This is a genomic window from Desulforhabdus sp. TSK, from assembly GCF_022836495.1.
In the GTDB taxonomy this organism is placed as follows: domain Bacteria; phylum Desulfobacterota; class Syntrophobacteria; order Syntrophobacterales; family Syntrophobacteraceae; genus Desulforhabdus.
The window spans coordinates 199,030-224,995 of sequence record NZ_BQXM01000002.1; the positions used below are offsets into that span (position 1 = coordinate 199,030).

At 56.3% G+C, this 25,966-nt stretch carries 27 protein-coding genes; 20 read left to right on the forward strand and 7 right to left on the reverse strand.

Features of this window, described 5'->3' with window-relative positions:
• Positions 1-10 precede the first annotated feature (10 nt).
• The 3 genes from kdpA to MWC30_RS02270 all read right to left on the reverse strand — a co-directional run bounded on the left by kdpA (position 11) and on the right by MWC30_RS02270 (position 5,337).
• Positions 11-1,747: a potassium-transporting ATPase subunit KdpA gene (kdpA, locus tag MWC30_RS02260; RefSeq protein WP_244082527.1), complete on the reverse strand. Its 1,737-nt coding sequence runs from the start codon at positions 1,745-1,747 to the stop codon at positions 11-13.
• A gap of 194 nt (positions 1,748-1,941) precedes the next feature.
• Positions 1,942-3,768, reverse strand: a complete 1,827-nt coding sequence (locus tag MWC30_RS02265) for an ATP-binding protein (RefSeq protein ID WP_244082528.1) — start codon at positions 3,766-3,768, stop codon at positions 1,942-1,944.
• A 225-nt stretch (positions 3,769-3,993) separates the two neighbouring features.
• Positions 3,994-5,337, reverse strand: a complete 1,344-nt coding sequence (locus tag MWC30_RS02270) for a sigma-54 dependent transcriptional regulator (protein ID WP_244082529.1) — start codon at positions 5,335-5,337, stop codon at positions 3,994-3,996.
• A gap of 210 nt (positions 5,338-5,547) precedes the next feature.
• On the opposite strand from MWC30_RS02270, the gene MWC30_RS02275 reads away from it, so the two are divergent.
• A complete protein-coding gene (locus tag MWC30_RS02275) occupies positions 5,548-5,886 on the forward strand; it encodes a hypothetical protein (protein WP_244082530.1) in 339 nt (112 codons plus the stop codon).
• A 29-nt stretch (positions 5,887-5,915) separates the two neighbouring features.
• Here MWC30_RS02275 and MWC30_RS02280 read toward each other — a convergent pair whose 3' ends face one another.
• Positions 5,916-6,968 carry a DMT family transporter gene (locus MWC30_RS02280; RefSeq protein WP_244082531.1) on the reverse strand — a complete coding sequence of 351 codons (1,053 nt, stop codon included), beginning with the start codon at positions 6,966-6,968 and terminating at the stop codon, positions 5,916-5,918.
• A gap of 227 nt (positions 6,969-7,195) precedes the next feature.
• On the opposite strand from MWC30_RS02280, the gene MWC30_RS02285 reads away from it, so the two are divergent.
• A complete protein-coding gene (locus MWC30_RS02285; protein WP_244082532.1) occupies positions 7,196-7,468 on the forward strand; it encodes a hypothetical protein in 273 nt (90 codons plus the stop codon).
• Between the two features lie 24 nt (positions 7,469-7,492).
• On the opposite strand, the gene MWC30_RS02290 is transcribed toward MWC30_RS02285, so the two are convergent.
• The 3 genes from MWC30_RS02290 to MWC30_RS02300 form a co-directional block, all read right to left on the reverse strand.
• Positions 7,493-7,702, reverse strand: a complete 210-nt coding sequence (locus tag MWC30_RS02290; RefSeq protein WP_244082533.1) for an RNA-binding S4 domain-containing protein — start codon at positions 7,700-7,702, stop codon at positions 7,493-7,495.
• A gap of 53 nt (positions 7,703-7,755) precedes the next feature.
• Entirely contained in the window at positions 7,756-8,751 is a 996-nt protein-coding gene (cydB, locus tag MWC30_RS02295; RefSeq protein WP_244082534.1) for a cytochrome d ubiquinol oxidase subunit II, read from the reverse strand.
• A 95-nt stretch (positions 8,752-8,846) separates the two neighbouring features.
• A complete protein-coding gene (locus MWC30_RS02300) occupies positions 8,847-10,217 on the reverse strand; it encodes a cytochrome ubiquinol oxidase subunit I (protein ID WP_244082535.1) in 1,371 nt (456 codons plus the stop codon).
• A 314-nt stretch (positions 10,218-10,531) separates the two neighbouring features.
• Here MWC30_RS02300 and MWC30_RS02305 point away from each other — a divergent pair, with 314 nt between their 5' ends.
• The 18 genes from MWC30_RS02305 to MWC30_RS22830 all read left to right on the forward strand — a co-directional run bounded on the left by MWC30_RS02305 (position 10,532) and on the right by MWC30_RS22830 (position 25,724).
• Positions 10,532-11,500, forward strand: coding sequence for a thiamine pyrophosphate-dependent dehydrogenase E1 component subunit alpha (locus MWC30_RS02305; protein ID WP_244082536.1), 969 nt, complete (start codon positions 10,532-10,534; stop codon positions 11,498-11,500).
• A gap of 16 nt (positions 11,501-11,516) precedes the next feature.
• Complete coding sequence (locus MWC30_RS02310) at positions 11,517-12,494, forward strand: alpha-ketoacid dehydrogenase subunit beta (RefSeq protein ID WP_244082537.1); 978 nt, start codon at positions 11,517-11,519, stop codon at positions 12,492-12,494.
• A gap of 153 nt (positions 12,495-12,647) precedes the next feature.
• Positions 12,648-12,911, forward strand: coding sequence for a hypothetical protein (locus MWC30_RS02315; RefSeq protein WP_244082538.1), 264 nt, complete (start codon positions 12,648-12,650; stop codon positions 12,909-12,911).
• Positions 12,912-13,080: 169 nt separating this feature from the next.
• Entirely contained in the window at positions 13,081-13,272 is a 192-nt protein-coding gene (locus tag MWC30_RS02320) for a hypothetical protein (RefSeq protein ID WP_244082539.1), read from the forward strand.
• 569 nt (positions 13,273-13,841) lie between these two features.
• Positions 13,842-14,399 carry a hypothetical protein gene (locus MWC30_RS02325; protein ID WP_244082540.1) on the forward strand — a complete coding sequence of 186 codons (558 nt, stop codon included), beginning with the start codon at positions 13,842-13,844 and terminating at the stop codon, positions 14,397-14,399.
• Between the two features lie 267 nt (positions 14,400-14,666).
• Entirely contained in the window at positions 14,667-14,945 is a 279-nt protein-coding gene (locus tag MWC30_RS02330) for a helix-turn-helix domain-containing protein (protein WP_244082541.1), read from the forward strand.
• 34 nt (positions 14,946-14,979) lie between these two features.
• Complete coding sequence (locus MWC30_RS02335; protein ID WP_244082542.1) at positions 14,980-15,789, forward strand: IS630 family transposase; 810 nt, start codon at positions 14,980-14,982, stop codon at positions 15,787-15,789.
• Between the two features lie 199 nt (positions 15,790-15,988).
• Complete coding sequence (locus tag MWC30_RS02340) at positions 15,989-16,555, forward strand: hypothetical protein (RefSeq protein ID WP_244082543.1); 567 nt, start codon at positions 15,989-15,991, stop codon at positions 16,553-16,555.
• A gap of 91 nt (positions 16,556-16,646) precedes the next feature.
• A complete protein-coding gene (locus MWC30_RS02345; RefSeq protein WP_244082544.1) occupies positions 16,647-17,102 on the forward strand; it encodes a hypothetical protein in 456 nt (151 codons plus the stop codon).
• A 46-nt stretch (positions 17,103-17,148) separates the two neighbouring features.
• Positions 17,149-17,745: a hypothetical protein gene (locus MWC30_RS02350; protein ID WP_244082545.1), complete on the forward strand. Its 597-nt coding sequence runs from the start codon at positions 17,149-17,151 to the stop codon at positions 17,743-17,745.
• 678 nt (positions 17,746-18,423) lie between these two features.
• Positions 18,424-19,755: a group II intron reverse transcriptase/maturase gene (ltrA, locus tag MWC30_RS02355; RefSeq protein WP_244082546.1), complete on the forward strand. Its 1,332-nt coding sequence runs from the start codon at positions 18,424-18,426 to the stop codon at positions 19,753-19,755.
• 121 nt (positions 19,756-19,876) lie between these two features.
• Entirely contained in the window at positions 19,877-21,103 is a 1,227-nt protein-coding gene (locus tag MWC30_RS02360; RefSeq protein WP_244082547.1) for a restriction endonuclease PLD domain-containing protein, read from the forward strand.
• 393 nt (positions 21,104-21,496) lie between these two features.
• Positions 21,497-22,918 (forward strand): arylsulfatase, encoded by a 1,422-nt coding sequence (locus MWC30_RS02365; protein WP_244082548.1) that lies wholly within the window; start codon positions 21,497-21,499, stop codon positions 22,916-22,918.
• Positions 22,919-23,054: 136 nt separating this feature from the next.
• The gene (locus MWC30_RS02370) at positions 23,055-23,801 is read left to right on the forward strand and encodes a cyclopropane-fatty-acyl-phospholipid synthase family protein (protein WP_244082549.1); all 747 of its coding nucleotides are present in this window, start codon (positions 23,055-23,057) and stop codon (positions 23,799-23,801) included.
• Positions 23,802-23,845: 44 nt separating this feature from the next.
• Positions 23,846-24,298 carry a DUF5372 family protein gene (locus MWC30_RS22825; RefSeq protein ID WP_368860782.1) on the forward strand — a complete coding sequence of 151 codons (453 nt, stop codon included), beginning with the start codon at positions 23,846-23,848 and terminating at the stop codon, positions 24,296-24,298.
• A gap of 243 nt (positions 24,299-24,541) precedes the next feature.
• Complete coding sequence (locus MWC30_RS02380; protein ID WP_244082551.1) at positions 24,542-24,907, forward strand: transposase; 366 nt, start codon at positions 24,542-24,544, stop codon at positions 24,905-24,907.
• A gap of 299 nt (positions 24,908-25,206) precedes the next feature.
• Positions 25,207-25,431, forward strand: a complete 225-nt coding sequence (locus tag MWC30_RS02385) for an addiction module protein (RefSeq protein WP_244082552.1) — start codon at positions 25,207-25,209, stop codon at positions 25,429-25,431.
• Positions 25,428-25,724 carry a type II toxin-antitoxin system RelE/ParE family toxin gene (locus tag MWC30_RS22830; protein WP_368860783.1) on the forward strand — a complete coding sequence of 99 codons (297 nt, stop codon included), beginning with the start codon at positions 25,428-25,430 and terminating at the stop codon, positions 25,722-25,724. The genes MWC30_RS02385 and MWC30_RS22830 overlap by 4 nt, the downstream gene beginning before the upstream one ends.
• Positions 25,725-25,966 lie beyond the last annotated feature (242 nt).

The following is a 25,966-nucleotide window of genomic DNA, read 5'->3' on the forward strand; positions in this document are numbered from 1 at the left end:
AGGATCCTTTCTAAAAAAGCCTGTCCGATCCGGTCATGATGAAATGCTCCACGACAGGACCCAGGGAGAGGGCGGGGAAGAAGGTGAGCGCCCCAACGATGATGACCGTTGCGACCAGCAGCAGGACAAAGGTTCCATCCGAGACGGGAAAGCTTCCCTGGCTGTCGGAGACTCTTTTCTTGCGCGCCAGATTGCCCGCCAGGGCCAGGACCGGCACGATGATGAAGAAACGCCCGGCAAGCATGGCGGCCCCGAGCGTCATGTTGTACCAGGGGGTATTGCCGTTCAGGCCTGCGAAGGCGCTTCCGTTGTTTCCCGACGCGGACGAGAAGGCGTAGAGGATTTCACTCAGTCCATGGGGGCCTCTGTTGGCGAGTGCCGCTATTCCCCAGCCGCTTACAGCTGCCCAGCCGGCAAAGCCCAGGATGCTGAAGATGGGGACCAGTACGGCGATGACGCTCGCTTTGATGTCGTAGGCTTCAATCTTTTTTCCCAGGTATTCCGGAGTCCTGCCGATCATAAGTCCCGCCAGGAATACCGTCAGAACCACGAAGACAAGCATGCCGTAGAGTCCCGCTCCCACGCCCCCGAAGATCACTTCTCCCAGCTGTATGTTGAGCAGAGGCACGAGCCCGCCCAGGGGAGTCAGGGAATCGTGCATGGCGTTGACGGCGCCGCAGGATGCGTCGGTGGTCACGACGGCAAAAAGGGTCGAACCGAAAATCCCAAAACGGACTTCCTTTCCTTCCATGCTCCCCCCGGAGGCGCTCACTCCCAGGGCGTGCAGCCTCGGATTGCCGGCGATTTCCGCAGTCCATGCCACGAGGAGCCCTGCCAGGAAGAGCAGGGCCATGGCGCTCCAGACGGCCCATCCATGCCGTTGGTTGCCGGTCATGCGCCCGAGGGTGTAAGTGAGTCCGCTTGGAATGAGAAAAATGGCGAGAATTTGCAGGAAATTGGAAAGGGGCGTCGGATTTTCGTAAGGGTGCGCGGCGTTGGCGTTCATGAACCCGCCGCCGTTGGTTCCCAGCATCTTGATGGCCGCCTGGGAAGCCACGGGACCCTGAGCCAGAGTCTGTACGGACGGAGAAGATCCCTCGGCGGTCTGCTCCAGGGTTTCCACTGGAACATAGGGCTGAAAGGTTTGAATCACGCCCTGCGATACCAGAAAAAGAGCGAAAAGCAGCGAGAGAGGCAGCAACAGGTAAAGGTTCGTGCGCACCATGTCCGTCCAGAAATTGCCGACAGTCTTCGCTTCGTGCCGACTGATCCCCCGCATGAGGGCTGCGGCCACTCCGATCCCGGCTGCAGCCGAAACGAAGTTGTGGAAGACAAGTCCCACCATTTGAGAAAAATAGGAGAGGGTGGATTCCCCCCCGTAGTTTTGCCAGTCTGTGTTGGTGGTGAAGCTGGCAGCCGTGTTGAACGCGAGATCCGGACTCATTGGGCCGAAGTGCTGAGGATTGAGGGGCAGGATTCCCTGCAGGCGGAGAACGCCATAGGTGAACAGGCAGCCGACAAGACTGAACACCAGGAGGGAAAAGGCGTACTGCTGCCAGGTCTGCTCCTGCTGCGGATCAATGCCGAGGAACCGGTAGAGCAACCGTTCGAGGGAGCGGAGGAGCGGATCGAGAAACGTCTTTCCCTCAGCGTCGAGCACCCGAAGGATGTAAAGCCCGACGGGTTTTGCCAGCCCGAAAAGCAAGGCCACAAACAACACCAATTGAAGCCATCCGTAGATTGCCATCTGATGCATCCTTCCCTCAGAATTTATCGGGTCGAAGAATGCTGGCCCAGAGGTAGAGAATCAAGACCAGCCCGATTGAACCCACGAGAATGTCCATCATGATCAGAGCCTTTCCATGGCCTTGACGAGCAAGCCGCAAAGGCCGAAAAAAACACCAATGATCGAGATAAAGACGATGTCCGGCAACATGTCCATCATTCCTTTTTTGAAACGGCATCTGTTCGCTGGAGGCAAAAGGTGAAGGTGCTTCCCTCGCCTTCCTTGCTCTCCACGCTGATCGTACCACCATGGGCTTCCACGATCTCTTTGGTGATGGCGAGCCCCAGCCCTTCTCCTTCTCCGCCGTTCTGCTCGGGTACACGAAAGAACTGGTCGAAGACCCGATCCAGGAAGGGGGCGGGGATTCCTCTGCCCGTATCGGAAACCTTGAAGCAGATTTGCTCCCCGGCTGCTTCGGCCAGGATGCGTATGGCGCCTCCCGGTGAGGTGTATTTGATGGCATTGGACAGGAGATTTACCAGCACGTGCTCCATGCGTGCCGTGTCCACCAGCACCGGGGGAAGATCGACCGGTACTTCCAGTTCCAGGGTGAGTCCATGGTCCCTGGCCGAGCTCCGGAAACGGTCCACCTGTTTGACCACCATTTCGTGAGGCGATACGGGTTGAAGGTCCATTTGCATTCTTCCTGCTTCGATGCGGCTGATATCGAGAAGATTGGTCAAGATGGAATGCAGCCGATCGCTCTCATCCCGCGCAGCCACCAGCAGCTCTATCTGCTTGGGAGTCAGTGGTCCCGCTTTTTCCTCCAGGAGCAGGTATATGGCCATGCGAAGAGAAGTCAGCGGCGTCTTCAGCTGATGCGAGACGGTGGAAACGACTCCCCGCTTCAATTCGTCCTGATGGAACTCCCGGGTCACGTCTTTCAGAATGAGAATGACCCCCGTGGTGTGCTTTTCTCCATCGAGGATGGGTACCGCTTCGGAACTGAAAAAGTGTTCTTCACCCTTCACAAAGCGTTGAATGACGGGCGGATTGTCCGGCGTGGGCAGGCTGCCGAGGGCCTCCTGGAGCAGGCTTTCCATCCAGTCGAAGGCGAGGCTCCGAACCTGAACGTTCGGTTTGAGCCCGAAGACTTCCGCTGCTGCTTCCGTAGACACCTCCACGCGGCCTTCAAGATCCACAATGGCCACGGCATCGGGAAGGCTCTTAAAGACCTGGCGGGTGGAGCGCTGGATGCGATCCATCCGTGTACGGCTATTCCTCCTGAATTCTCTCAGACCGGAGGCCATCTCGTTGAAGGCTTCCGAAAGCCGTCCGATTTCGTCGTTGGAGGCGCTCTGGACGACGAGATCGAGATTCCCTTTCCGAATTTCGTCGGCCGATCGGGTCAGACGCTGGATGGGGCGCAGGATCCATCGCCCCGTGAACAGAATGAAGACCATGGCGACGGCTGCGCCAAAGCTCAGCAGAATATACATGTGCCGCTTGGCGTCTGCAGCTCCGGTCCGAGCCCGTTGGTTGGCGTCCGCCATGTTCTGCTGATTCATCTGCAGGATCGTGCTGGCAATTTCCTTGATCTGGTGAAAGAGCGGCAGCAGTCGGTCGAAATAAGCCGTTTTGCGGTCATGAAGGGGGGAGAGGGGATCCATCACTTCCCCCAGGGTCTTCCCGTATTGTGCGAAAAGGTCTCGCAAATGGTTCGCAGCTGCTTCTTCGCCCGGCAGGGTGATGTTGTTCAATTCGACCTGGAGCGCCTGTTCAAAGGTTGGTCTACTTCCGGCGATGAGCTGCCGGCCGAGGCCGTCTTCCCCCAGCAGCGTGAACAGCGTCCCACTGTCCATGCGTTCGAGAGCGTCCTGCATCTGCTGACAGGCGAAGACACTCCGGTAATTTTCCCGCAGAAGGGTGTCTACGGAATGTCCCAGGGTGGTGAGATGCAAAATGCTCTGCACGCCGATGATCAGGATGATGACGAACAGCCCTCCAAAGCCCAGGGATAATTTTGCTCGTATTCCCAACATGTTTTGCCCTCCACTCCAATTGGTAAGAGCAACAGATGTGCCGGGGTTCTCATGGATGTATGCTATTGGAAATTCAATGAATCAATGAATCGGGGGGTCAGGGCTGATTTCACTCTGCAAGACAGGGTCTGCCCAAGCCTTGCATCCTGCAAGGTTTTCTTCCTTGAAAAAACGGGAGCGTCCGAGGCTTGTCCGACTCCTGGTCATGGGCGGAGGAATTGGATGTCAAATCCCGTATTTCTTCCGACGGCGCCAGAGAGTGGCCTGATCCAGTCCAAGGGTCTCAGCAGCCTCCTGGAGGGATTTGGACGATGCCAGAACGCTGCGAATATGCAGCTCCTCGATCTTCTCGACGCTCACAGGATCTCCGATGCCGGGGATGGGAGGAGCCGGGGGAGGATGATCCGGCAGGTATTCCACGCCCACGCGATCGGTCTGGCAGAGAATGGCCGCCCGCTCCATGGCGTTTTGCAGTTCCCGAACATTCCCCGGCCAGGGATAGCGCTTCAGGGAGTCCCTCGCTTCATCGGTGAGCCCAAGAAAGGTGTGGTGCTTCTGGCGCCCAAAGAAGAGAAGGAACCGTTCCGCCAGAGGAACAATGTCTTCCGGGTGCTCCCGCAGGGGAGGAATGGCAATCTGGATGACGTTCAGCCGGTAGAAAAGGTCCTGCCGGAAGCGCCCCTCCTGCACGGCCTTGTCGAGATCTGCGTTGGTGGCGGCGAGGATGCGGACATCGGCCTTGTGTGTGGCTGGGTCGCCCACGTGCTCGTATTCTCTGTCCTGAAGGAAGCGCAGGAGCTTGGGTTGGATGGACAGGGGGAGGTCGCCGATTTCGTCCAGGAAAAGGGTGCCCCCCTCGCAGGCGGCGATGCGACCGGGATTGTTTCGGACCGCGCCGGTGAAAGCGCCCTTGACGTGCCCGAAAAGCTCGCTTTCCAGGAGCTCTGTGGAGAGGGACGGGCACGACACAATGCCGAAGGGCTTCTGAGACCTGGTGCTCCAGGCGTGGATGGCCCGGGCGAAGAGCGATTTTCCCGTTCCACTCTCTCCCCGCAGCAATACGGTGGCATTGGTGGGTGCTACCTGTCGAGCCAGGGCGATGGCTTTTTGCATGGAGTGGCTTTCGCTGGAAAGCTCGATTTCCGGGCGCAGGTGCTCCAGGTCATGCTGCAATCGCTCAATCTTCTGCTCGAGATTTCGCATTTCCAGGATTTTTCGGGCTGCCAGCTCCACCTGGGCGGGCGTGAAAGGCTTGGGAAGATAGTCGGCCGCTCCTCGGCGCATGGCTTCGACAGCCGATTCAATGGAGGAATAAGCGGTGATGACGATGATTTTTATCCAGGGTGTGACGGCGAGCAGGGCAGGAATCAGGTCCATTCCGCTGGCTGTGCCCAGGCGAAGGTCCACGAAGGCCAGCTCAAAAACCTGCCGGGATGCCTCCATCAGTGCATCCTGGAAATTGCTGACGGCAACGACCGTGTGACCGCTGTTTTCAAGACAAAAGGACAGGGTTTTTCGGATGTTGGCTTCGTCATCCACAATCAGGATCTTCAGGGAGTCAACCGCCATGGTCCAGGTCTCCGATTGAATTGTTGTCCTGCACTGCTCGTCACGTCGAGGGCTCATGCCTCTGGGAAAGATCACGCATATTGAAAGAATACCGGCAGAGGAATCTAAACTTTATTATAATCCTGCCACCCTGAAAATTCCTTGAACTCGTTTGATTTTAAGATTCTACGGCCGATGGTGCCTGGAAACAGCGAAGCGAAGGAGATGGACATGAGCAAATACATGCAACTGAAGGTCACCGTGAGCCCGGCTTATTCAGGAGACCTGGAAAAAGTGTACCCGAAACTGGCCCGGCACATGGGATATCTGGATGCTGATCTCGTCGGGCGGAATCCGTCGCTTTTTGAGCTTGCCGGGCAGCTGGATCAACTTCTCTATCGTTTTGAAGGAACACAGCTGAGAACCGTCCTGCTCCAGCATGCGGAAAAACTCCGAATGCTCCACAAGGGCATCGTGGAGCGCATCGCCAACTGGAATCTGGCCGAGGCGGATCGGATGCTGTACGAAATGGAAGATCTCTTCGAGGACATAGAATCCGTCCTGGATTAGGATTCGGTCTGCCGGTCTTCTCTCTCACCTCACGGGCTTCGGGTGCTTTCCTGTGCAAGGCTCGGCACGCGCACCGGGCGGTTCACCAGAAAAATGCCGGCGCCCACCAGGAGAAGCGCTGTGATGAGGGCGTGTGTGAGAGGCTCTTTCAGGAAGAGACTGCCGGCGATCACGCCAAACAGGGGTGTCAGAAAGGTGAAGGAAGCCAGCCGCGCGACGGGGTAACGGCTGATGAGCCAGAACCAGACGAGATAAGTGATGAAGGCGATCCAGACGATCTGGTACACGAGGCACCCAATGATGGTCGGCGTTATTTCCCTTATTCCGGGCTCGCCCAGGGCCATGGAGCCCAACTGCAGAACCACGGCCGAAACGGCCAGCTGGTAGAGCAGCGTCTTGGCCGGCTGAATCCGAGCCAGCGGGCCCGCTTTGACGAGGACCGTCGTCGCCCCCCAGAACACCGCCGCCCCGACCAGCATGGCGTCTCCAATGAGCATGCGGCGGGTGGGGAGCTGCAGCGACTCACCGAAGGCCACGAGAATGCCTGCAAAGGCGCAGCAGAGGCCGATGATCTGACTGGTACGCAGGTGCTCGCCGGGAATGAAGATTTGTGCGCCGATGGCCACCACAAAGGGGGAAGTATAGAGGTAAATGACTGCCCGGGAAGCATTGGTGAATTCGAGCCCCCAATAAATGAGGAGGAATTCCCCGGAGAAGAGCAAACCGGCGGCGATTCCCCACCACAGGGTCCCGTCCCGGTCCAGGATGGGCTCCCGTCGCGCGACCATCCAGAGCCAGATGAGCACGGTGGCGCCCAGTGATCGGATGGCGGCCTGCAGCAGGGGGGAGATTTCCACATTGACGACCTTGATGACGACCTGCTGCAGGCCCCAACTGGCGCACAAAATCACCAGCAATGCCATGGCGCTCAGCCCCAGGTGCTCCTGCCGACGGATCACGGCGTAATCTTTCCCCATGGAATTCCCTTCATTATGGCAGGCCGCCGGCTCCCCAGCCTGCCGGTTCTTTTTATCGTATCGGGCTGCCGCCATCACATGGGCAGCCAGCGCACTTCTTTTCATCCTGTCGAATCAGGATACACTACCCCTGAACGAGGGAAAGATCAATTTTCAGGACCTTCTTTGCCGGGGATTTGTTAAAGTGCCCCAGCTTGATTTTGGAAACGAATTTTTGGTCAGCCTCTCAGGAAGATGGGTTTCGGGACAGGAGAGCTGCGGATTTCCCCGTGTGTCCTGCATAGAGGCTTCCGCTGAGGGATCTAGAGTGGATGAAATGAGGAGAGAACGACATGTTTGCATTGTATCAGCCTGATGGTGGAATTTTCGGGATCGGCGAAACCGCCGAAGCCGCCAGGGCCGATGCCGCCGAGTGGCTGGAGGGGGGCATGGATGAAGCCCTCCGGGCAGAGCTGTTCCATGCCGGGCAGGCCGAAAGGAGCGACAGGCTTTACATACGGGAATGCACCCCCGAGCTTGCAGCCGCGGTCCTGGAAGACAGCGGCACCGTCGTCTACGATGTGAATCAGGAAGGACTGTTGGACCTCATCGAAATCATCGAGTAACAGTCGTTTCCCCCATCGGGCAAACTACTGGACCTCGATCCTGTTTCCCGCCAGCTCCACCACCTGGCCCTTGCGGATCTTCCGACCTTTGCGGGTCTCCACGCTCCCGTCGACCTTCACCTGCCCCTCGACGATGGCGACTTTCGCCATGCCGCCGCTGTCGCAAAGACCGGTGACTTTCAGGAGCTTGCTCAGCTCGATGTATTCGCTCTCCAGCTTGAACCTTTGAGTCATGCAATTTGCCTTCTTGAAGAGGGGGCCCTTCTTCTCTTTCTGTGAATCCGTACTCAGTGGTAGCCTTCCTCCGGCAGCACTTTCCCGCGAAACACCCAGTAACTGTAAATATTGTATCCCAGCACTACGGGCAGCACGAGGCAGGCTCCCCAAAGGGTGAAAACCAGGGTCTCATGCTGGGACGCCGCTTCGTAAACCGTCACGCTGGGGGGAACGGCATAAGGGTGAAGGGCGGCCAGAAGCCCCAGGTAGGCGGAAATGAACAACACCACGGCACTCAGGAAAGGCTCCAGGATTTTTCTGCTTCTCAGGCTCTTCAGAAGAAACAGAAACGCTGCGATGCCGAGCAGGGGAAACGTCCAGATGAAGTAAACGCGGGGTGCGCTGAGCCATCGGCCTGGAATGGACGGATTCAGAACCGGAGTCCACACGCTCACCACCAGCATGAAGGCCGCTACTGCCAGAGCGGCCTGGAAAGCCTGCCTGTAGGCGCGCTCCTGGACGGTCCCCGTTGTCTTGATGATGAGGTAAGTGGCTCCCAGGAGCACGTAGCCGGCGATGAGGGCCAGTCCCACCATGACGGTGAAGGGCTGCAGCCAGTCCAGCGCGCCCCCCGCAAACTGTCCGTTCACCACCGTCGTCCCGGAAATGTACCCTCCCAGGGTCAAGCCCTGGGCAAAAACCGCCACGAGGCTGCCGCAGAAAAAGGCCCGGTTCCATTTCGCCTTGTTCCGGGAATTGGCGCGGAATTCGAAGGCCACTCCTCGGAAGATCAGGCCGAAGATGAATGTGAGGAGAGGGATGTAGAGGGCGCTGAAAAGGACCGTGTAGACCATGGGAAAGGTGGCGAAGAGCGCGCCTCCTCCAAATACGAGCCAGGTCTGATTTGCGTCCCACACGGGCGCAATGCTGTTCATGAGCACGTCGCGCTCTTCTTCACACTTGGCGGTGGGAAACAGGATCCCCACACCGAGACTGAAGCCGTCCAGGACGACATAAAGAATGATGACAAGACCCACGAGACAGAGCCACAAATGAACGAGAGCCATGCATCGACCTCCATGAATTGGTTTGCCCGGCAAATACCGGAGAATCCTTGTGCTGCGCCTCTCTCATCCCCAGGCGGGGAAAATGTTTACCGGCATCAAGAGGCTTCGACGCCGGGCTGCATCCCCGCAGGCAATTGAACCGGGGGAATGGGGCTGGTGAGATCCGGGCCGGCACGAAGTGTCCTCAGAACATAAAAGAAATAGCTCGCCCCGATGAGGGCGAAGAAGAGCATGAAAAGCGTCAAAGACCACAGGACGTTTCCCGCCGCGATGGGAGAAACCCCGTCCGCCGTGCGCATGAGGCCGTAAACCACCCAGGGCTGGCGACCCACCTCGGCGGTGATCCACCCCGAAATGGTGGCGATGAATCCGAGGGGCTGCACGGCCACGAGAGTCATGAGGAAGCGTCGGGATACGAAAAGCTTCCCCCGGAGCCAAAGGTATCCCGCCCAGAGCATGACCGCCATGAAGACGAAGCCTATGCCCGCCATGATGCGGAAGGACCAGAAGGTGACGGCCGCATTGGGGCGGTCTTCATGAGGGAATTCCTTCAGGCCCAGGACTTTGCCGTCGAGGGAATGGGTGATGAGGAGGCTCAGCCCGTTGGGGACCGTGAGCTCGAAGCGGTTCCGCTCCTCCTTCATGTCCGGGATGGCAAAGAGGGCGAGAGGGGCGCCTCCCGTGAGGTTGGTGTTCCAGAGGGCTTCCATGGCCGCCAGTTTGGCGGGCTGGTGGCGCGCGACGACGAGGCCCTTCTGGTCCCCCACAAAAACCTGGAGGGGGGCGAGGAGTGCTGCCAGGATGAGTGCCAGGCCCAGGGATTTGCGGTAGAAAGGTACGTTCTTCTCCTGGAGCAGGAAGAAGGCGCTGATGCCCGCGACGACGAAGGCCGTGGTTTCGTAGGACGCCAGGATCATGTGAATGAGGTGAGTGGGAAAGGCAGGATTGAAAATGGCCGCGTAAAAGTCCGTAACCATGAAGCGCCCGTCCACGAGCTCATAGCCCGCCGGGGTCTGCATCCACGAGTTGGCGGCCATGATCCAGAAGGCCGAAAGGCTGGCCCCAAGGCCCACAAGGCAGGTGGAGAGGAAATGGATGGCGGGGGGAACCCTTTTCCAGCCGAAGAGCATGATGCCGAGGAAGCCGGCTTCGAGAAAAAATGCCGTCATGCCTTCATACGCCATGAGGGGAGCGATGACGTTGGCCACCGCCTGGGAAAATCGAGCGAAATTGGTGCCGAACTCAAACTCCAGGGTGATGCCGGATACCACCCCCACGGCGAAATGAATGGCGAAAATCTTCACCCAGAATCGGTACATGCGATAGTAGATCTCGTTTTTGGTGCGCAGCCACAAAAATTCTGTGACAACGAGATACAGGGCCAATCCGATGGTCAAGGTGGGAAAGAGGATGTGAAAGGCGGTGGTCAGTCCGAACTGCAGTCTGGAAAGAAATACAACGTCCATTTTTCACCTCGTATCTTCCAAAGCTCATGGAATTACGCATTACGGGATCTTGCCGCCCCCGCTCTCCGGCCGAAAGATGGGAAGTTCCCGGGAAGAGTTGCTTCCAACTCCGGGAATATCCTTCGTGAGGTCGATCCCGGGCCGTTGAAAAACCTTAAACGCTCCTGCGACCGGTATCAAGAGAATAAGTATCCACCTGGAAGAATGCAGAAAAAGATTCCAGGGACTCGTATTTACATTTGGGGCTCATTCCGGGATACTGGGACCGCTTTGAGTGTGGGCAATGAACGTGGAACGACACGAAGGGAGGACTTATGCAAGTGTCCAAAGACAAGCAATGGGAGATGCTCCGAACCTTGCTCCTGGCGCGCAGCTTCGAGGATGCCCTGGTGGAACTGTGCAAGGTGCAGGGGAAAATCCCCGGGATGATGATCCTCTGCACGGGCCAGGAAGCGGTGGGCTCGGGCGTCTGCGCGGCGTTGAGCCCGGAAGATGTCATCCTCACCAACCACCGCAGCCACAGTCACCTCCTCGCCAAGGGCGCCGACCCCAGAACCCTGATGGCCGAGATCTACGGCAAGGCCACGGGCTGCAACAGGGGCAAGAGCGGGACCCTCCACCTGGCGGTCCCCGAGGTCAACGCTCCATGCACGACGACAGTGGTGGGTGGGGGGCTTCCCCTGGCGGTGGGATTTGCCTTCGCCCAGATGTACCGCCAGGAAAGAACGGTAACCGTCTGCTTCTTCGGAGACGGCGCGGCCGATGAAGGCTCGTTCCATGAGGCGTTGAACCTGGCAAGCCTCTGGAAGCTGCCGGTGATCTTTGTGTGCGAAAACAACCTCTACGCGGGCGCTCAACGCTACGAAGAGCATACCCGGGTTCAAAACGTCGCCGACCGGGCCGGCGCCTATGCCATGCCTGGAGAGATTGTGGACGGGAACGATGCGCTGGCGGTGTATGAAGCGACCCGCCGCGCCAGGGAGCGTGCTCTGGGAGGCCTCGGCCCCACCCTCATCGAGTGCAAGACCTACCGCTGCCGCGGGCATGGAGAGAGCGATCCTCAGCATTATCAGCCCAGAGAAGAAATCCAGATGTGGACGGAAAAATGTCCGCTCCCCAGGCTCCACGGCGAAATGCTCGCCCAGGGGCTGATCACGCCCCAAGAACTGGAAGCCCTGCAGGCGGAAGTCGACCGCCTGGTGCAGGATGCCGTGCGATTTGCCGAAGAGAGCCCCTACCCCGAACCGCATGAGGCACTGGAAGATGTCCTCGTTGCTTCTTGATGAAAGGAAGAGCGCCATGCAGCAGTTAGGAATGGGACAGGCCGTGAATCAGGCCCTCCGGGAAGAAATGCAGCGGGACTCTCGTGTTTTCATTGCAGGGGAAGGCGTGGGCGTGAGCATCCACGACAGCCCCATGCTTCCGACAGCCGGCCTCCTGGGGGAATTCGGCCCCGGGAGGGTCAAAGACACGCCCGTTTCCGAAGCCGCCATCGCGGGTCTGGCAGTGGGAGCCGCCGCTGCCGGTCTCAGGCCGGTTGTGGAAATCATGTTCAACCCCTTCTTCACTCTGGCTTCGGACATGATCGTCAATCATGCGGCGAAGCTCCGGTATCTTTCGGGAGGAAAATCCACTTTTCCCCTGGTGATACGCATGAAGAGCGGTGCCGGCTTCGGTGCCGGATGCCAGCATTCCCACAACCTGGAAGCCTGGGTGGCCCACTGCCCGGGGCTCAAGGTCATCATGCCCTCGACGCCGGCCGACGCCAAGGGGCTTTTGAAAGCGGCCATCCGGGATGAAGATCCCGTCATCTTCATCGAAGACATGATGCTGTATTTTGCTCCCGGGCCCGTCCCGGAGGAACCCTACCTGATCCCCATCGGCAAGGCCGAGGTCAAGCGGGAGGGCTCGGACGTGACCGTCGTGACCTGGTCCAAGATGCTCGGTGTGGCCATGCAGGCAGCGGCTCAGCTGGCGGAGGAGGGGATCGACGTTGAGGTGGTGGACCTTCGTACCCTTGTTCCCCTGGACAAGGAAACGATCCTCCAGTCCACCCGCAAGACCGGCCGCCTGGTGGTTTTGCACGAAGCATCCCGAACGGGGGGCTTCGCCGGGGAAATCTGCGCCGTGGTCATGGAGGAGGCCTTTGGGAGTATGAAAGCCCCCTTTCGGCGCGTGACGGGTCCCGACATCCCCGTACCTGCCAGTCCGCCCCTGGAACGCTTTTACATCCCCGACGCGACGAAACTGGTCGCGGCGGTGAAGGAAATTGTTTAGAGAGCCTCCAGAAGCAGGAACGGCCGAGAGGGTCGTTCGCATGAGGCTGATGGGCTGGCTGCCGGCAAGGCTCAGCCCATCACCAGCTTTCGTTGCCTGCCTCGGCCATGAATCCATTCGGCCGTGCAGATCCCATCACGAGGAACAGGAATTATGCTCCCACTCGTACTCTTCTTTGTCCTTTTGATCATTCTGGTCGCTTCGGGCATCGGCGTCGGGTTTCTTCTGAACTGGATGATGCCGACCGTGGATTTCGACATCGGTGTCCTGATCGGTGTGATATCCCTCGGGTTCTCCCTGGACTTTGTTGCCCGGTTTCTGAGCTCTTACGGTGAGCAACCTCTCCTGGACGACGAAGTCGAGGAGGTTATCATCAGACCGAAGGGAAGCAGCCGCGTCTCCAGGCGCAGGAGGTGATCATCCTTCAGTGTGGGCAAAAGCCCATAGGGGGTGACTCAACCAACTTCCGTCATTCCGGCGAAAGTCGGAATCCAGGAAAATGAAGACTTTTTGGACCCCGGTTTTCATGAGGGTGGCGTCAGGTCAACGACATTGTCCCCCCAGGCCTGCGCTCGGAGGGGTTCCTATGACTGTGCGTACAATTGCACCAGGTGCTTCGGAGGAACGTTGCTGGAGTGTCTGGCGAGAGGACGACAACGGCAACCGGTTCGAGGTGGCTCGAAATCTCCTGCGGCGCGAGGCTGAGGAGGCCGTAAGAACCTTCGAAGCCAGGGGGCACAAACAGTCGTACTGGCTGGAGAAGACTTCCGGAACATAGTCAACGTCGTATTCCGCTCCTCGGGGCAGGGGCCAATCCCTTTTTGGGTGGATGTGGAAGAATGCATTTTTTCAGAACGGACGATTTCCATATCTCTGTCATCAATCCCCATGCAACCGTTATCTTGCTGAAATCCAGCCCTATAATGGTGCTGAGGATGGGCCTTGCACAGGGTGACCTTTGCTCCCCAATCACGTGCCGGAAGAATTGCCTGGAGCGCAAACGTCCCCCCACGTGGCATCGATCGCGAAATGCGTCAACAACTCTTTGGCATCCAGCCAATTGTGGCCTACAAAGCCGAAAGGATTTTGAGCATATGGTGCTCTCCAGTTTCAGGAGATCTTTCCATTGTTCGTGATAGCCGGAAAGAGCCATGCATTGCCTCGGAAAATTCTTGCAGGACCCTTATCCATAAAATATAAAGAAAATTAGGATGATGAGAAAATTCAACACGATGCAATGATTGCCAATCCGTGCTCTCTTTTTGTTGTTGGACATTGGAAATCTGCCCCGTGTCCTGGAGATATACTGAAACTATAGAATTACTTGTTAGCCGAAAAGGAGGAACCGTGGGTATCTTCAGCAGGCGTAAATACATTGGGACTGAACAGTTTCCAAAAGTCGTCAATACTTTAGCCGCTTCGTTCGAGTCTCTACGTGAAGAGTATATTCTCGGGTCACTGATGCAACTCAAGAGAGAAGGAGCCGATGTATCCAAGCTCTCTCGCGATATAGCTCCTGGGAGTGAATTGGAGGACCTCCTAAAGGGTTTTCAGCTCACATGCATGATCGGTATCGCATGGGACTACATCAAAGATGCGAGAGATCAACTGAACTTTGACAAAATGCTCAGTTCTCATTTGGGTGCGCAAGAAGGCTCCCGGCCATGGAATTACCGAGAAAAGTATGTCGACTGCCAAGGTCACATTGAAGCTCTTTCTCGCACTTTGGCGGCTGATGTTCATCGAGCTTTCGGCCACCCGGAGCCACGCGAAAAGTTTCTCGTTCAGTTCTATGGAGGAGCCCACGTCCTGATTGGGCTATGTCAAGAGGCAGCATGCATTGCCTGTGGCGATCATGACAGAGCTCGGGACATTAGGCGGGCAACAATGAGATACGTCGGCTAAGGCGAAAGGCAATAAATCGGCATCCTCCGGCGTGCGCCCTCTTGTCATTCCCGCCTTAAAGCCCACGGAAATGACGGCCGGATAGTCAGCTCGGATATTTATTTCTTGCCTGACGCCTAATCTGGCATTCAAGCTGTCCGCTGGATAGCTGGCTGCTTATTACAGCGTCACACAATAAAGTGTCCCAAAATAGGTAGCTGAAATGAGTGGACAAAAAGTCGCATCTGTTGTAGTCCAAGGTGAAACCATCTACCAGGAGGACTCAAGATGCGTGGCCGTAAATCTCCCTATGTTGTGGCTCTCACCGAAGAAGAACATCGTGAACTCAGTCACTGGGTACGGAGTCCCAGCACGCTCGCGGGTTTGGCTCGCAGAGCCCGAGCCATCTTGCTTGTCTCTGAAGGAAAGAGCCTTGCGGAGACCGGCCGAATTGTCGGCATGGGGCGTCGCATCGTTCGCCTCTGGGTCACCCGGTTCACAGCAAAGCGTATTGAAGGCCTCAAAGACAAGCCGGGTCGAGGGCGAAAGCCCTCTTTTTCCCCCTGAGGTTGCTCTGCATCTGGTGAAGCTCGCCTGCGAAATGCCGGATCAATTTGGTAGATCCCTGTCGGTCTGGGATTGCCAGGAACTCGCCCGCAAACTTCAAGAAGACGGCACCGTCGAAAGCATCTCGGCAGAAACCGTGAGGCGCATCCTGAACAACCACCACTTAAAGCCTTGGCGACATCACATGTGGCTTGGGGACAAGACACCCCGCGATGACGCATTCTATGCCCAGGTGAGGGAAACCTGCGACTTGTACACCCGCCCCCTGCATCCCTACGAGAAAGTCCTCAGCCTTGATGAAAAAACCTCTCTGCAACCCCGGACTCGAAAGCAACCGACCAAGCCGGCGAAACCCAAGAAATCCGTACGGGTCGAAAACGAATACACCCGCAAGGGAGCGCTCAACCTCTTTGCCGCTTTTGACACCCGGACAGGCAACGTTTACGGCCGGTGCTTCAGACGAAAACGACAAGTGGAGTTCATCAGCTTCCTGGAATATCTGGATGCCCAAATCCCGGATCACATCACCACGATTCATATCGTTTGCGACAACTTGCGTGTCCACAAGGGCAAGGAGGTCCTGAAATGGTTGGGCAAACACCCACGTTTTCTTTTCCATTTCACTCCCGTCCACTGCTCCTGGATGAATCAAGTGGAGCAGTGGTTTAGCATCCTACAACGCAAGCGCTTCAAAATCGCCGATTTTGCCTCTATCGAAGATTTGCGCGACAAGATCTATCTTTTCATTGAGCAGTGGAACAAGAGAGCGCACCCTTTCAAATGGACGACCAAGTCAGTCGCCAAGATCATGGCCTATCCTGATGATCATAAGCAGGCGGCCTAACGGACACTCTTTTGTGTGACGCTGTACTTATAGCTCCTTGGCGCGTCGGCAAGAACACGGCGCTGACTTCGTCCGTGCCTTGCCCCGCCGCGCAAGCGCAGCAGAAAAGGCACTTGACCAGATGGCCCTCGCTTGCATGCGCCTTCGGCGCTGCAAGTTTCGTTCCACGGGTCAGCACCGCGATTAAGGTAGAAATAGGATGAAAACAGCAGTCGGCATATTATTTCTTCTCATGGCATTGGGACTGGTTAAGACGACCATCCCTCCATTCATCGTCTTCTGCTCGTCTCTGCGCGAGCGGGCCATAGGTAAGGCATTCGCCTGCTTCGTTGCCGTTGTGCTTCAAGTTGCGCTTGGCTATCTCCTCGTCACAACCGGAATCGACTTTATCCGAAAGCCCCCCAGTCCTGGCGACGTCGTCAACCTACAGGAGTTCATCGCGTCAATCGACTCGGCGAATCAAGCAACGCGCGTGGTCAACAAAGGGCCTGGTTACTCGATCATGAGTTCTGAAGACGCAGACCAGATGATGAAGCACTACAGGCAGGCTCTTGCTCACGCGGAAAAGGTGGATGCGGACTTTCTGGAGCAGAAGTACAAGGGTTGGGGACAACACTTCGACCGGGAATATCGCGCAGGGCTCCGCCTTGTCATCCGCGGGAACGAGACAGCAGATGCACGCATATCTCTGTCAGGTCAACAACTCATGGATTCGTGGGGGACATGGTTTAACGCCAACGTGGAAGCCATAAAAAGATTGAAATAGCCCAACGAATCACCGCACCGGAGGCTATTCCGCTGTGCTCCATAGCCACGGGTGAGTTCTGCCGTTAGCCAATTCAGTTGGAGGTTTTAGGATGTTGAATACGATCATCGGTGGTTTACTGGCAATTCTCGGTGGATTCATCGCTTCATGGCTTCAAATGAAATATTCGCTGAAAGTAAAGATGAATGAAGCCATCGCGCAGAAGAAGGTCACCGCGAATGCTGAAGCGTATTCCTTCATGAAAGAGATCACCTCGTTACTAGGCAGCTCAAAAACTGAAAAAGCGCTCCATCAGATAATTGAAAGGGAGTCATGGTTTTTTAGTAATCGCCTATTTCTGCCAGGCAGGTTTCCAGACAAATGGCTTACAGTCCGAAACGGACTCCAACGTTTGTATGAGTTGGAGAGAGGCACTGAAGACGATAAATCTCGGATACCCGAACTCAGAAAAAGTTTAAACTGTACTGCAGAAGAAGGCATACTGGAAATCTACAAGGAAATGAATCTAAAGCCAATCGAGGTTGAAAATCTCAGAAAAGGCCGTTAACAACCGCTTCAAGCCAGCCACGCGGCAAATATTCCAAGGAGCGTCGATGCCTACTCGAACCGTCATCTTTTCGCTGATTGCCGTCCTTTGCTTCCTCTACACGCTCAATCTCTACCTCAGGGGAAGATCAAAGAGGGTGATCGAGGGTTGCCTCGGCCTTGCTATCGTTGTATCCGTCACTGTGAGCTTCTTTGTCCTCGGTTGGAAATGGGGATTGTTGGCGCTCATCAGTCCGTTTATTCTTGTTGGGCTATCGCGCCCGCTTGCCAGGCTCGTCGCTCGGAGGATACTTGGCTATCGTACCGGCGTGGACGACAGGCAAGGAGAAACCGATGTATTCGCGGAACTCGCTGCTGGCAAGAGCCTTGAGAGCGTCATGGCGAGGGTTCAGAAGGAGGGCGACGCACGAAGAGAGCGCCTCTCAGCAGTGGCCAGAAAGCCAGCGATCGCTTCGCTTCTGGATCGATACGGAGTGTCTCCCAGCCAATTTCAGGAGATCTTTGACTCTCTGTGGGCCTCCGCGCTTCACGATCTTGCGTGGGAGATAGTGAGCCAACCAGATGACCTCGAAGCTCTGCTGAAGATGAAGCGGGAGGGCAAGGATGATCTAGAGATCTGGGCCCATTTCCGAGGCATGGAATAGCCTCTGCCCGAACCTAGCCATGCACCCGGACATGCAACCACGCCGGGATTATTTGGTGGCGTCCTTTTGAAGTTCCTTGGCGGCGTGGTTGCGTGCCGGTGATGGCCGGCGTGTGTGCCTGGCATGGCACAGAGCTAGCGAGGTGAAAGTCCTCGCATCAGGTGTTCGCAGAGCCGAAGATTAGGAGAAGGGCAAAGGCGTCATCGTGAGGTGGGGTCTGGAGGAAGCCCAATCCAAAAGCGCGGGGCGACGAACAGGAACCGGATATGAGGTGTGGTACACCCGGGACGAGCGGGCACGTGACTGCGAAGTCCTCCATCTGCGATTGGGGTGTGCTTTATAAATCCGGCGCTTACGCGCAGACAGTTCTGTGTCTTACCCAGGGAGGCCTGTACGGTGTTCGCCTCAAGGTATGGCTGAGATGATGTGGCACCGTCGGGAAACCAGGCGGGAAACAGAGAAAACAAACTTCAGCCTGGAGCCGGAGGAGAGAACTGAGACAAGAGCAATCGAGTCTGACCGCCGTGCAGGAGTCAGCAGAAGGTATAGTAGGTCTTGTGGCAGGCAAAGCTATTGAGGCACTCCAGTGCCGAAAGGCGGAGACAACAGATATGCCGAGCCGGAAACCAGGAGACTGAAGGCCTGAACGGTAGGAGTGGATAATCGGAGCAAGATCGGATGAACTGTAAGCCGGCAATACAACTGTGGCTGCCCTTCGTGAAGAAGGGCGAACAGGATTATAGCGAGATTGTGACCGAGAGTCCGTCGTTGGAAGTGCAGCTGATGGAACGGGTTGTCTGTACGGACAATATGTTCAAGGCGTACAGACATGTTTTGAGCAATGGGGGGAGCCCCGGCATAGATGGGATGACGGTGAAAGAGCTGGGTCCTTACCTTCAGGCGCATTGGCCTGAAGTGAGAGAGGCCTTGCTTTCGGGCGTCTATGAGCCTCAACCGGTAAAGCGGGTGAACATCCCCAAGCCTGGGGGTGGGACCAGGAAGTTAGGAGTGCCCACTGCGGTCGATCGCCTGATTCAACAGGCGGTGCTGCAGGTTCTCCAGCCTGAGTGGGACCCGACGTTCTCGCCGTGGAGTTTTGGGTTCAGGCCTGGGCGCAGTGCCCATCAGGCTCTCCGGTGCGCCCAAAAGCACCTGGGAAGCGGCTATGGGTATGTCGTGGATATGGATCTCGAAAAATTTTTCGATCGAGTGAATCACGACAAGCTCCTGGGGGAGGTCGTGAAGCGGGTAAGCGACGGGCGTGTTGTTACGCTGATTCGCCGCTTCCTGAAAGCAGGCGTCCTGGATCACGACTGTTTGCATGAGACGGTGGAGGGTACACCCCGGGGCGGTCCTCTTTCCCCGCTGCTCAGTAACCCGCTTCTGGATCAGTTGGACCGGGAGCTTGAGAGGCGGGGACACCGGTTCGCCCGATATGCCGATGACTGCAACATTTACGTGAAAAGCCTGCGGGCGGGGAGAAGGGTACTGGAGAGTATCTCCCGCTACCTCACCTCCAAGCTCAAGCTCAAAGTAAATGAAGCCAAGAGTGCTGTCGGAAGGCCATGGGAGCGAAAGTTCCTCGGTTTTAGCTTCAGCCGCCGCGGCTTCCGGCTCTTTGTCAGTGAATCGGCAGAGAAGCGGTTCAAGGAGAAGATCCGAGAGATCACGGGACGCACCCGTGGTCGGAGCATCCGCCAGCTCGCCCAGGAACTTCGTGCCTACCTGCTTGGGTGGCGGGAGTACTTTGGTCACAGTGAGGTCCGCTCCGGCTTCAAGGAGCTCGACTCCTGGATTCGCCGCCGGCTTCGCAGCTATCACTGGAAACAGTGGGGGCGAAGAGGTTACCGGGAGCTGCGCAAACGGGGGGTGAGCCGTCGGCTGGCCTGGAATACAGCCAAGTCGGCTCATGGTCCGTGGCGTCTCAGCCGCTCTCCTGCTCTTGCTTTTGCTCTCCCGGGCAAATCCTTCGATGAGCTCGGAGTGCCCCGGCTGTACATCAAACGATAATCTCGACCGAACCGACTTGGTACGTGATCCGTATGACAGGTGGTGTGGGAGGAGAGGGGCCGTGAGGCCTCTCCCTATCCCTATTGGGGCACGACAATTGAAGAAGACCAGGGAGGTATCGATGAAGCCCGCGTTGGTGACTAACGACAAAGACGGACACGCCAGCACGATTCTTGCTGGAATCGCCAATGCCACCCGAGTGGTCATCCATACGGCATTTCTAAAAAGTTCAGGGCTGACGCTTCTGCAGCCCTCACTCCTGAAAGCCCTTCAATCGGGTGCTGACGTCCGAGTCATCGCAGGTCTTGACTTCTGCTTGACAGAACCGAAAGCCCTCTGGGCCATATATGAATGGATGTCGAGCCATCCCAAGGGAAAGTTGATGCTTGCGTCACAGGACAAGGCGACTTTCCATCCGAAGCTGTACTACTGGGAGAGCAACGGCACGGCCAAAGCTCTAATCGGTTCGGCCAACCTGACGGGGGGCGGGTTCAGAGATAATCTGGAACTCTCTGTCGTAGGCGAGGTCGACCCTTCCAGCACCTTCTTCTCTGAGTTGCAGGACTACCTGCAGCGGGTCGAATCAAGTGCTCGTGTTCGACCAGCTACCCCAATTTCGCTCAGCCAATATGAACGCCGGCATGCCATTTTTTCGAAGAGCCGAAAAGAGGCCGAGAAGCAGGCCAAGAGCGAAGCCTCGGAACTATTTGAACTCGATGAAAAGAAACTATCGAGATATATCGAAGAATATCGGGACGATAAAGTGGAAAAGAAGGACGGCGAAAAGAAAAGACAGAACTACAAACAGGCGAAGAAACTTCTTGATAGCATGGTTTCTGGCGAGGTGAAAACAAAGAAGCAGTTTCTTGAGACCTACGAAAAGCTCGTCGGGTCAAAGGGCCGGCCGAGCCTTTGGCACTCTGGGGGTCTGTTTCGTTCAAAGAAGGCGGTAGCTCGGAAGCATGGAGCGTTCATTGAATTGGTGAAGGCGGTTCGGGAAAGACTAAAGGAAGCTCCAGACATAGTCTTTGACGTAGGACTGGAGCACGCCCGCAAGATCGAGGGCCTAGGCCTAAATGTGCTGACGGAAATTATGAATACTTATGCGCCGGACCGTTTTGCGGTTCTGAACCAGAATCCCGTCGGCAGCTTGATGCATCTCGGCTTCGAGGGATTTGGAACATTGAACAAGCTCGCATTCTCAGGCTTAAAGTACGCCAAGTTCAACAGTCTTATTCAGGAACTCGCCCGACTCTGTAAATTCCATGATTTAAGCCAGGTTGATCACTTTCTCAATTACGTTTACTGGAAGTACGCCAAGCTGGAGAAGGCCCCAACAATCGGCTAAACCTGGACTTGGTACAGCGCGTCAGCGCTGTACCAAGTCCAGGTTTAGCCGTACGTTGAACTAAATGGTCATGAAAGGTTTTTCACCCCAAAGCATGAAAATGGATACCCAAAAAGCTCAATGATTTTGCTGGGGTCATTTTCACGGTAAACCCCTTTGCGGTGGCCTTTAAGCGCTCCAGTTGTTCCCGGAAACTTTCCGATCGGTAAGAGAAAAAGCTATTCAATCCCCATAGCTCTCGGGCGAAGCGGCATAGTTCAACAAGATTGTATTGGGTATGAGGAGCGAGCCTCTGTACGGGAAATGAGAACTGGCCCTCACTCCCCATGAAATCCTACATGTCCAGCGGTCCGCTCCGCATTCGGCACTCCAAAAACCAGAGGGAATCTTTCAATGAAAACGGTGATTACATTGTTAACGCTGGCAATAACCGCAATTATCCCAATCGCACGCGCGGCAGAGAGACCCCATATCGTCCATATCGTCGCAGACGATCTCGGCTGGAAGGATGTCGGTTTTAACGGATGCACCGACATCAAGACACCGCACCTCGACAGTCTCGCGGCCGGCGGGGCAAAATTTACTCAGTTCTATGTCCAGCCGATGTGCACCCCGACACGGGCAGCGCTAATGACCGGCCGCTATCCCTACCGCTATGGCCTGCAGACCGCCGTCATTCCCTCGGTCTCCTCTTACGGGCTTGATACGACCGAATGGCTGATGCCTCAATGTCTGAAAGAGGCAGGTTACCGGACGGCCATCATCGGCAAATGGCACCTTGGCCATGCCGACAAGAAATATTGGCCGCGACAGCGTGGATTTGACTACCAATACGGTGCCATGATCGGGGAGCTCGATTACTTCACGCATGAGGAACACGGCGTCCTCGATTGGTATCGCAACAACGAACTGGTTCGGGAGGCGGGATACACCACTCAACTTCTCGGTGACGATGCCGTTCGGCTCATCGAGAACCACGACCCCGCGACGCCGCTTTACCTTTATCTCGCTTTCAACGCGCCCCACACGCCGTACCAGGCACCTGAGGAATACATTGCGAAGTATGCCGACATCTCCGACCCCACGCGGCGAATCTATGCGGGGATGGTGACCTGTCTTGACGACCAAATCGGACGTGTGGTTGCAGCACTCGAAAAGAAGGGAATGCGCGGCAATACCATTATCGTTTTTCACAGTGACAACGGCGGCACAAAGAACGCGATGTTCGCCGGGGTGATGGCTGATATGTCCAAGACGAAAATTCCGTGCGACAATGGTCCATATCGCGACGGTAAAGCGTCGCTTTTCGAGGGAGGAACCCGAGTGTGTGCGCTCGCTAATTGGCCTGGGCGAATCAAGGCACAGGAAGTGGACGGACTGATTCATGCAATCGATCTTTATCCGACGTTTGCCTCTCTGGCGGGTGCCTCGACCGCTCGTTGCAAGCCTCTCGACGGGATCAATGTCTGGAATACGATCGCCAAGGGTGACTCGTCGCCGAGGAGCGAGCTCTTTTACAATATCGAACCGTTCCGTGCCGCGATGCGGCAAGGTGATTGGAAACTCATCTGGCGCACCACCCTCCCGAGCTCGACAGATTTATACAATCTGACGGAAGACCCGTCAGAGAAGAACAACCTCAGCGCTGCGTATCCAGACAAGGTTGCGGCCATGCAGAATCGTCTCAATGCGGCTGCCAAAGAGGCAGAGAAGCCACTCTTTCTGATAGACCAGTTCAAGGTTGTCATGCGAAACATGAACGGCGAGCCTGTCCTGCCGATTGACGAGGGATATGGCGATGATGATCGTTTTTGATCGCGCTATGCACCGGATCGCCTTGGTACGTGATCCGTATGCAGGGTGGTGTAGGAGGAGAGGGGGCGCGAGGCCTCTCTCTTTCCCTATTAGGCATTGACCGAATCTATTCACACCCGTAAGGAGATTTTCTGCATTGGATATTCCACGGATCTTCAACATCACCGAAAGTGCTCACCGCATCCACAACCCGTTCACGCCCGAAAAGCTCGCCACTCTCGGCGCGGCGCTGCGCCTGGAACCGGGGGCCCGAGTGCTCGACCTCGGCAGCGGTTCGGGGGAGATGCTGTGCACCTGGGCACGCGATTACGGAGTCATCGGCACCGGCATCGACATGAGCCAGTTGTTTACCGAGCAAGCGAAACTCCGCGCTGAAAAACTCGGTGTCGCCGATCAAGTCAAGTTCATCCATGGCGATGCTGCCGGCTATGTCTCTGACGAGAAGGTCGGTGTGGCAGCCTGTCTCGGTGCCACCTGGATCGCCGGGGGATTCGTCGGCACCATCGAGCTTCTGGCGCAGAGCCTCCGCCCCGGAGGGATCATCCTCATCGGCGAGCCCTACTGGCGGCAGTTGCCGCCGACGGAAGAGGTTGCCAGGGGGTGTCTTGCCGGCTCAATCTCCGACTTTCTCCTGCTTCCTGAACTTCTCGCGTCTTTCGGCCACCTCGGCTACGACGTCGTGGAAATGGTTTTGGCGGACCAAGACAGCTGGGACAGATACGAGGCGGCCAAGTGGCTCACCATGCGCCGATGGCTTGAAGCCAATCCCGACGACGAGCTCGCGAAAGATGTTCGAGCCAAACTAACCTCGGAACCCGAGCGCTACGCCGCTTACACGCGTGAATACCTGGGCTGGGGCGTGTTCGCGCTGATGACGCGGTGATGAGGGGATTACCGGGCGACTCAGAAAGTGGGGAAAGTCCAATCATGCCTAAGCAGGTAGCCGGGGGATTTTCTCCCCCCCCACGGTCAGTGCATACTGCACTGGAGCCCAAGAGTGTTCCGGAATGGGCTGAAATCACTCATCCCTTCCACCCTCGGCGACATCAGCGCTTCAAGGTTCTCAGAGCGAGGCGTATTTCCGGGGTGTGCATCCTCACCCTTCAGGACCCCTCCAGCGGAATATTTACTGTCTCACAGGAGTGGACAGACCTGGCAGACCCATCAGTCCGGGTCATGGAGATCCTCTTCCCGACGATCCTTCATTTCGAATCGCTGTTGGTTCTTGTGAACCTTCTGGAAAGGCTCGACCCGACCCGCCAAGAGGAGGGAGAAAAAGGGGAGGGCGGTGAGGGTTGGTTCGCGCAGCGTTTTCTCGAAAAAAATGAGCCTGGGAGGCTTGGACCCTCTGGACATTTCTCCCGATCGTTACTACTGTAACGGTGGCGCAGAAGGCTGCTGCGAGGGTATGAGGACTCCAAGGGAGTTGGTCCGCACCAATAGCCAGATTGCCCCGGTGCCCCGACCACCGATAGCACACTGCACCTTTCCATGCCTTCACCCTTTTTGCTCATCCGCTCCCTTTGGAGAGAACCGTGAGCCTGCCGACACTGCAGACTTTCATAGACGTGAGAGCAGCTGGGGGGAAAGAGGGGACGCCCTTAACTTATTAATTTGACCTATATGTTCACCCCAAGTATTGTTCTTCGCATACTCAGACACTCACGCATCGACACAACGGGAGCGCTCCCCCATATCATTGGGCGAGGCATTGAGCGTCGCAACATTTTCGAGGGTGACCAGGACCGTTACAATTTTCTAAAGAACCTGGGGCTCATCCTGGACCAAACGGCAACGGCGTGTTTTGCCTGGTCAGTGATGTCCAACCATTTTCATCTCCTGTTGGGAACCGGCGCGGTTCCGGTAGCTACGGTGATGCGGCGGCTCCTGACAGGCCACGCCATTCGGTATAACAGACGTCACCAGAGGTGCGGTCACCTGTTCCAGTACCGGTACAAATCCATGAGCCGCGACTCTCTTGAATATTGAGGCCGAAGATATATGGTATCCGGGAAAGACGAAAGAACTCGTGCGGGCTCGAAGCTTGCTCTGCTTCCGGGCCGTGCGTGAACTGGGGATGAGCATGGCTGCCATAGTGCGACGATTGAACCTATCCACCGTGGCTGTGAGCAAGTCGGTTGCGCGAGGAGCCGAGATCGCAAAGAAAGAAGGGCTGGTCCTGAATTAAGTTAATAAATTAAGGGCGTCCCCATGGTTCACAAGAGTGAAGGCCAGAAATGCATTCTGTTGCTTATTTTGAAAGCAAACTTATGCTGATGGAGTAAGATATGGAGAAATATTCAGTAACTTCAGAGATTAAGAAGCTCAGTGTGGCTGAACGTATACTCATGGTACAGGAGATATGGGATAGCATCGCTGCCGAACAGGGGGCACTTGCTGTTACTGAGGCCCAAAAGACAGAGCTGGATCGAAGAATTGCCTCCCACGGTGCATCTCCCAATGAGGGGCGGTCATGGGAAGAAATTAAACGCAGACTCAAGGGTTCAAAATGAGGTGTGAAATCTCAATCCGCCCCGAGGCAGAAGCTGAAATCGAGGAAGCATACCTCTGGTATGAAGAACAACGAGAGGGTTTAGGATCTGACTTTCTTCTCTGTGTGGAAGAGTGTCTCGAGAAGATTAAGAAATCACCGGATATGTACCCTATCGTGCATAGGAATGTTCGCCGTTTGCTGATCCGCCGTTTCCCATACGGTATCTTCTATACTGTACATCAAGACTTCATCACCATATTGGCTGTCTTTCACGGGCATCGAGACCCCAGAGACTGGAAGTTGCGCAGCTAACGAAAAATTCAAGCGGACGGTGACGACGCCCTGCTTACTTATTCCTGCTTTTTGGCCCGCCGCCGCTGATTTTCACGTGTGTGCCCCGCATGGCCCAGAACTGATGAGGTGAAGGTCCTCGTGCCAGGTTTTTAGCAGAGCCGAATTTGGTCTTCCCTCTATCTCCATCAGTCTTCTTCCGGCTCCCGATGGCTTCAGAGAAAGGTCACGTTTTACATTCGCAGACATATCCATCCCTTGTC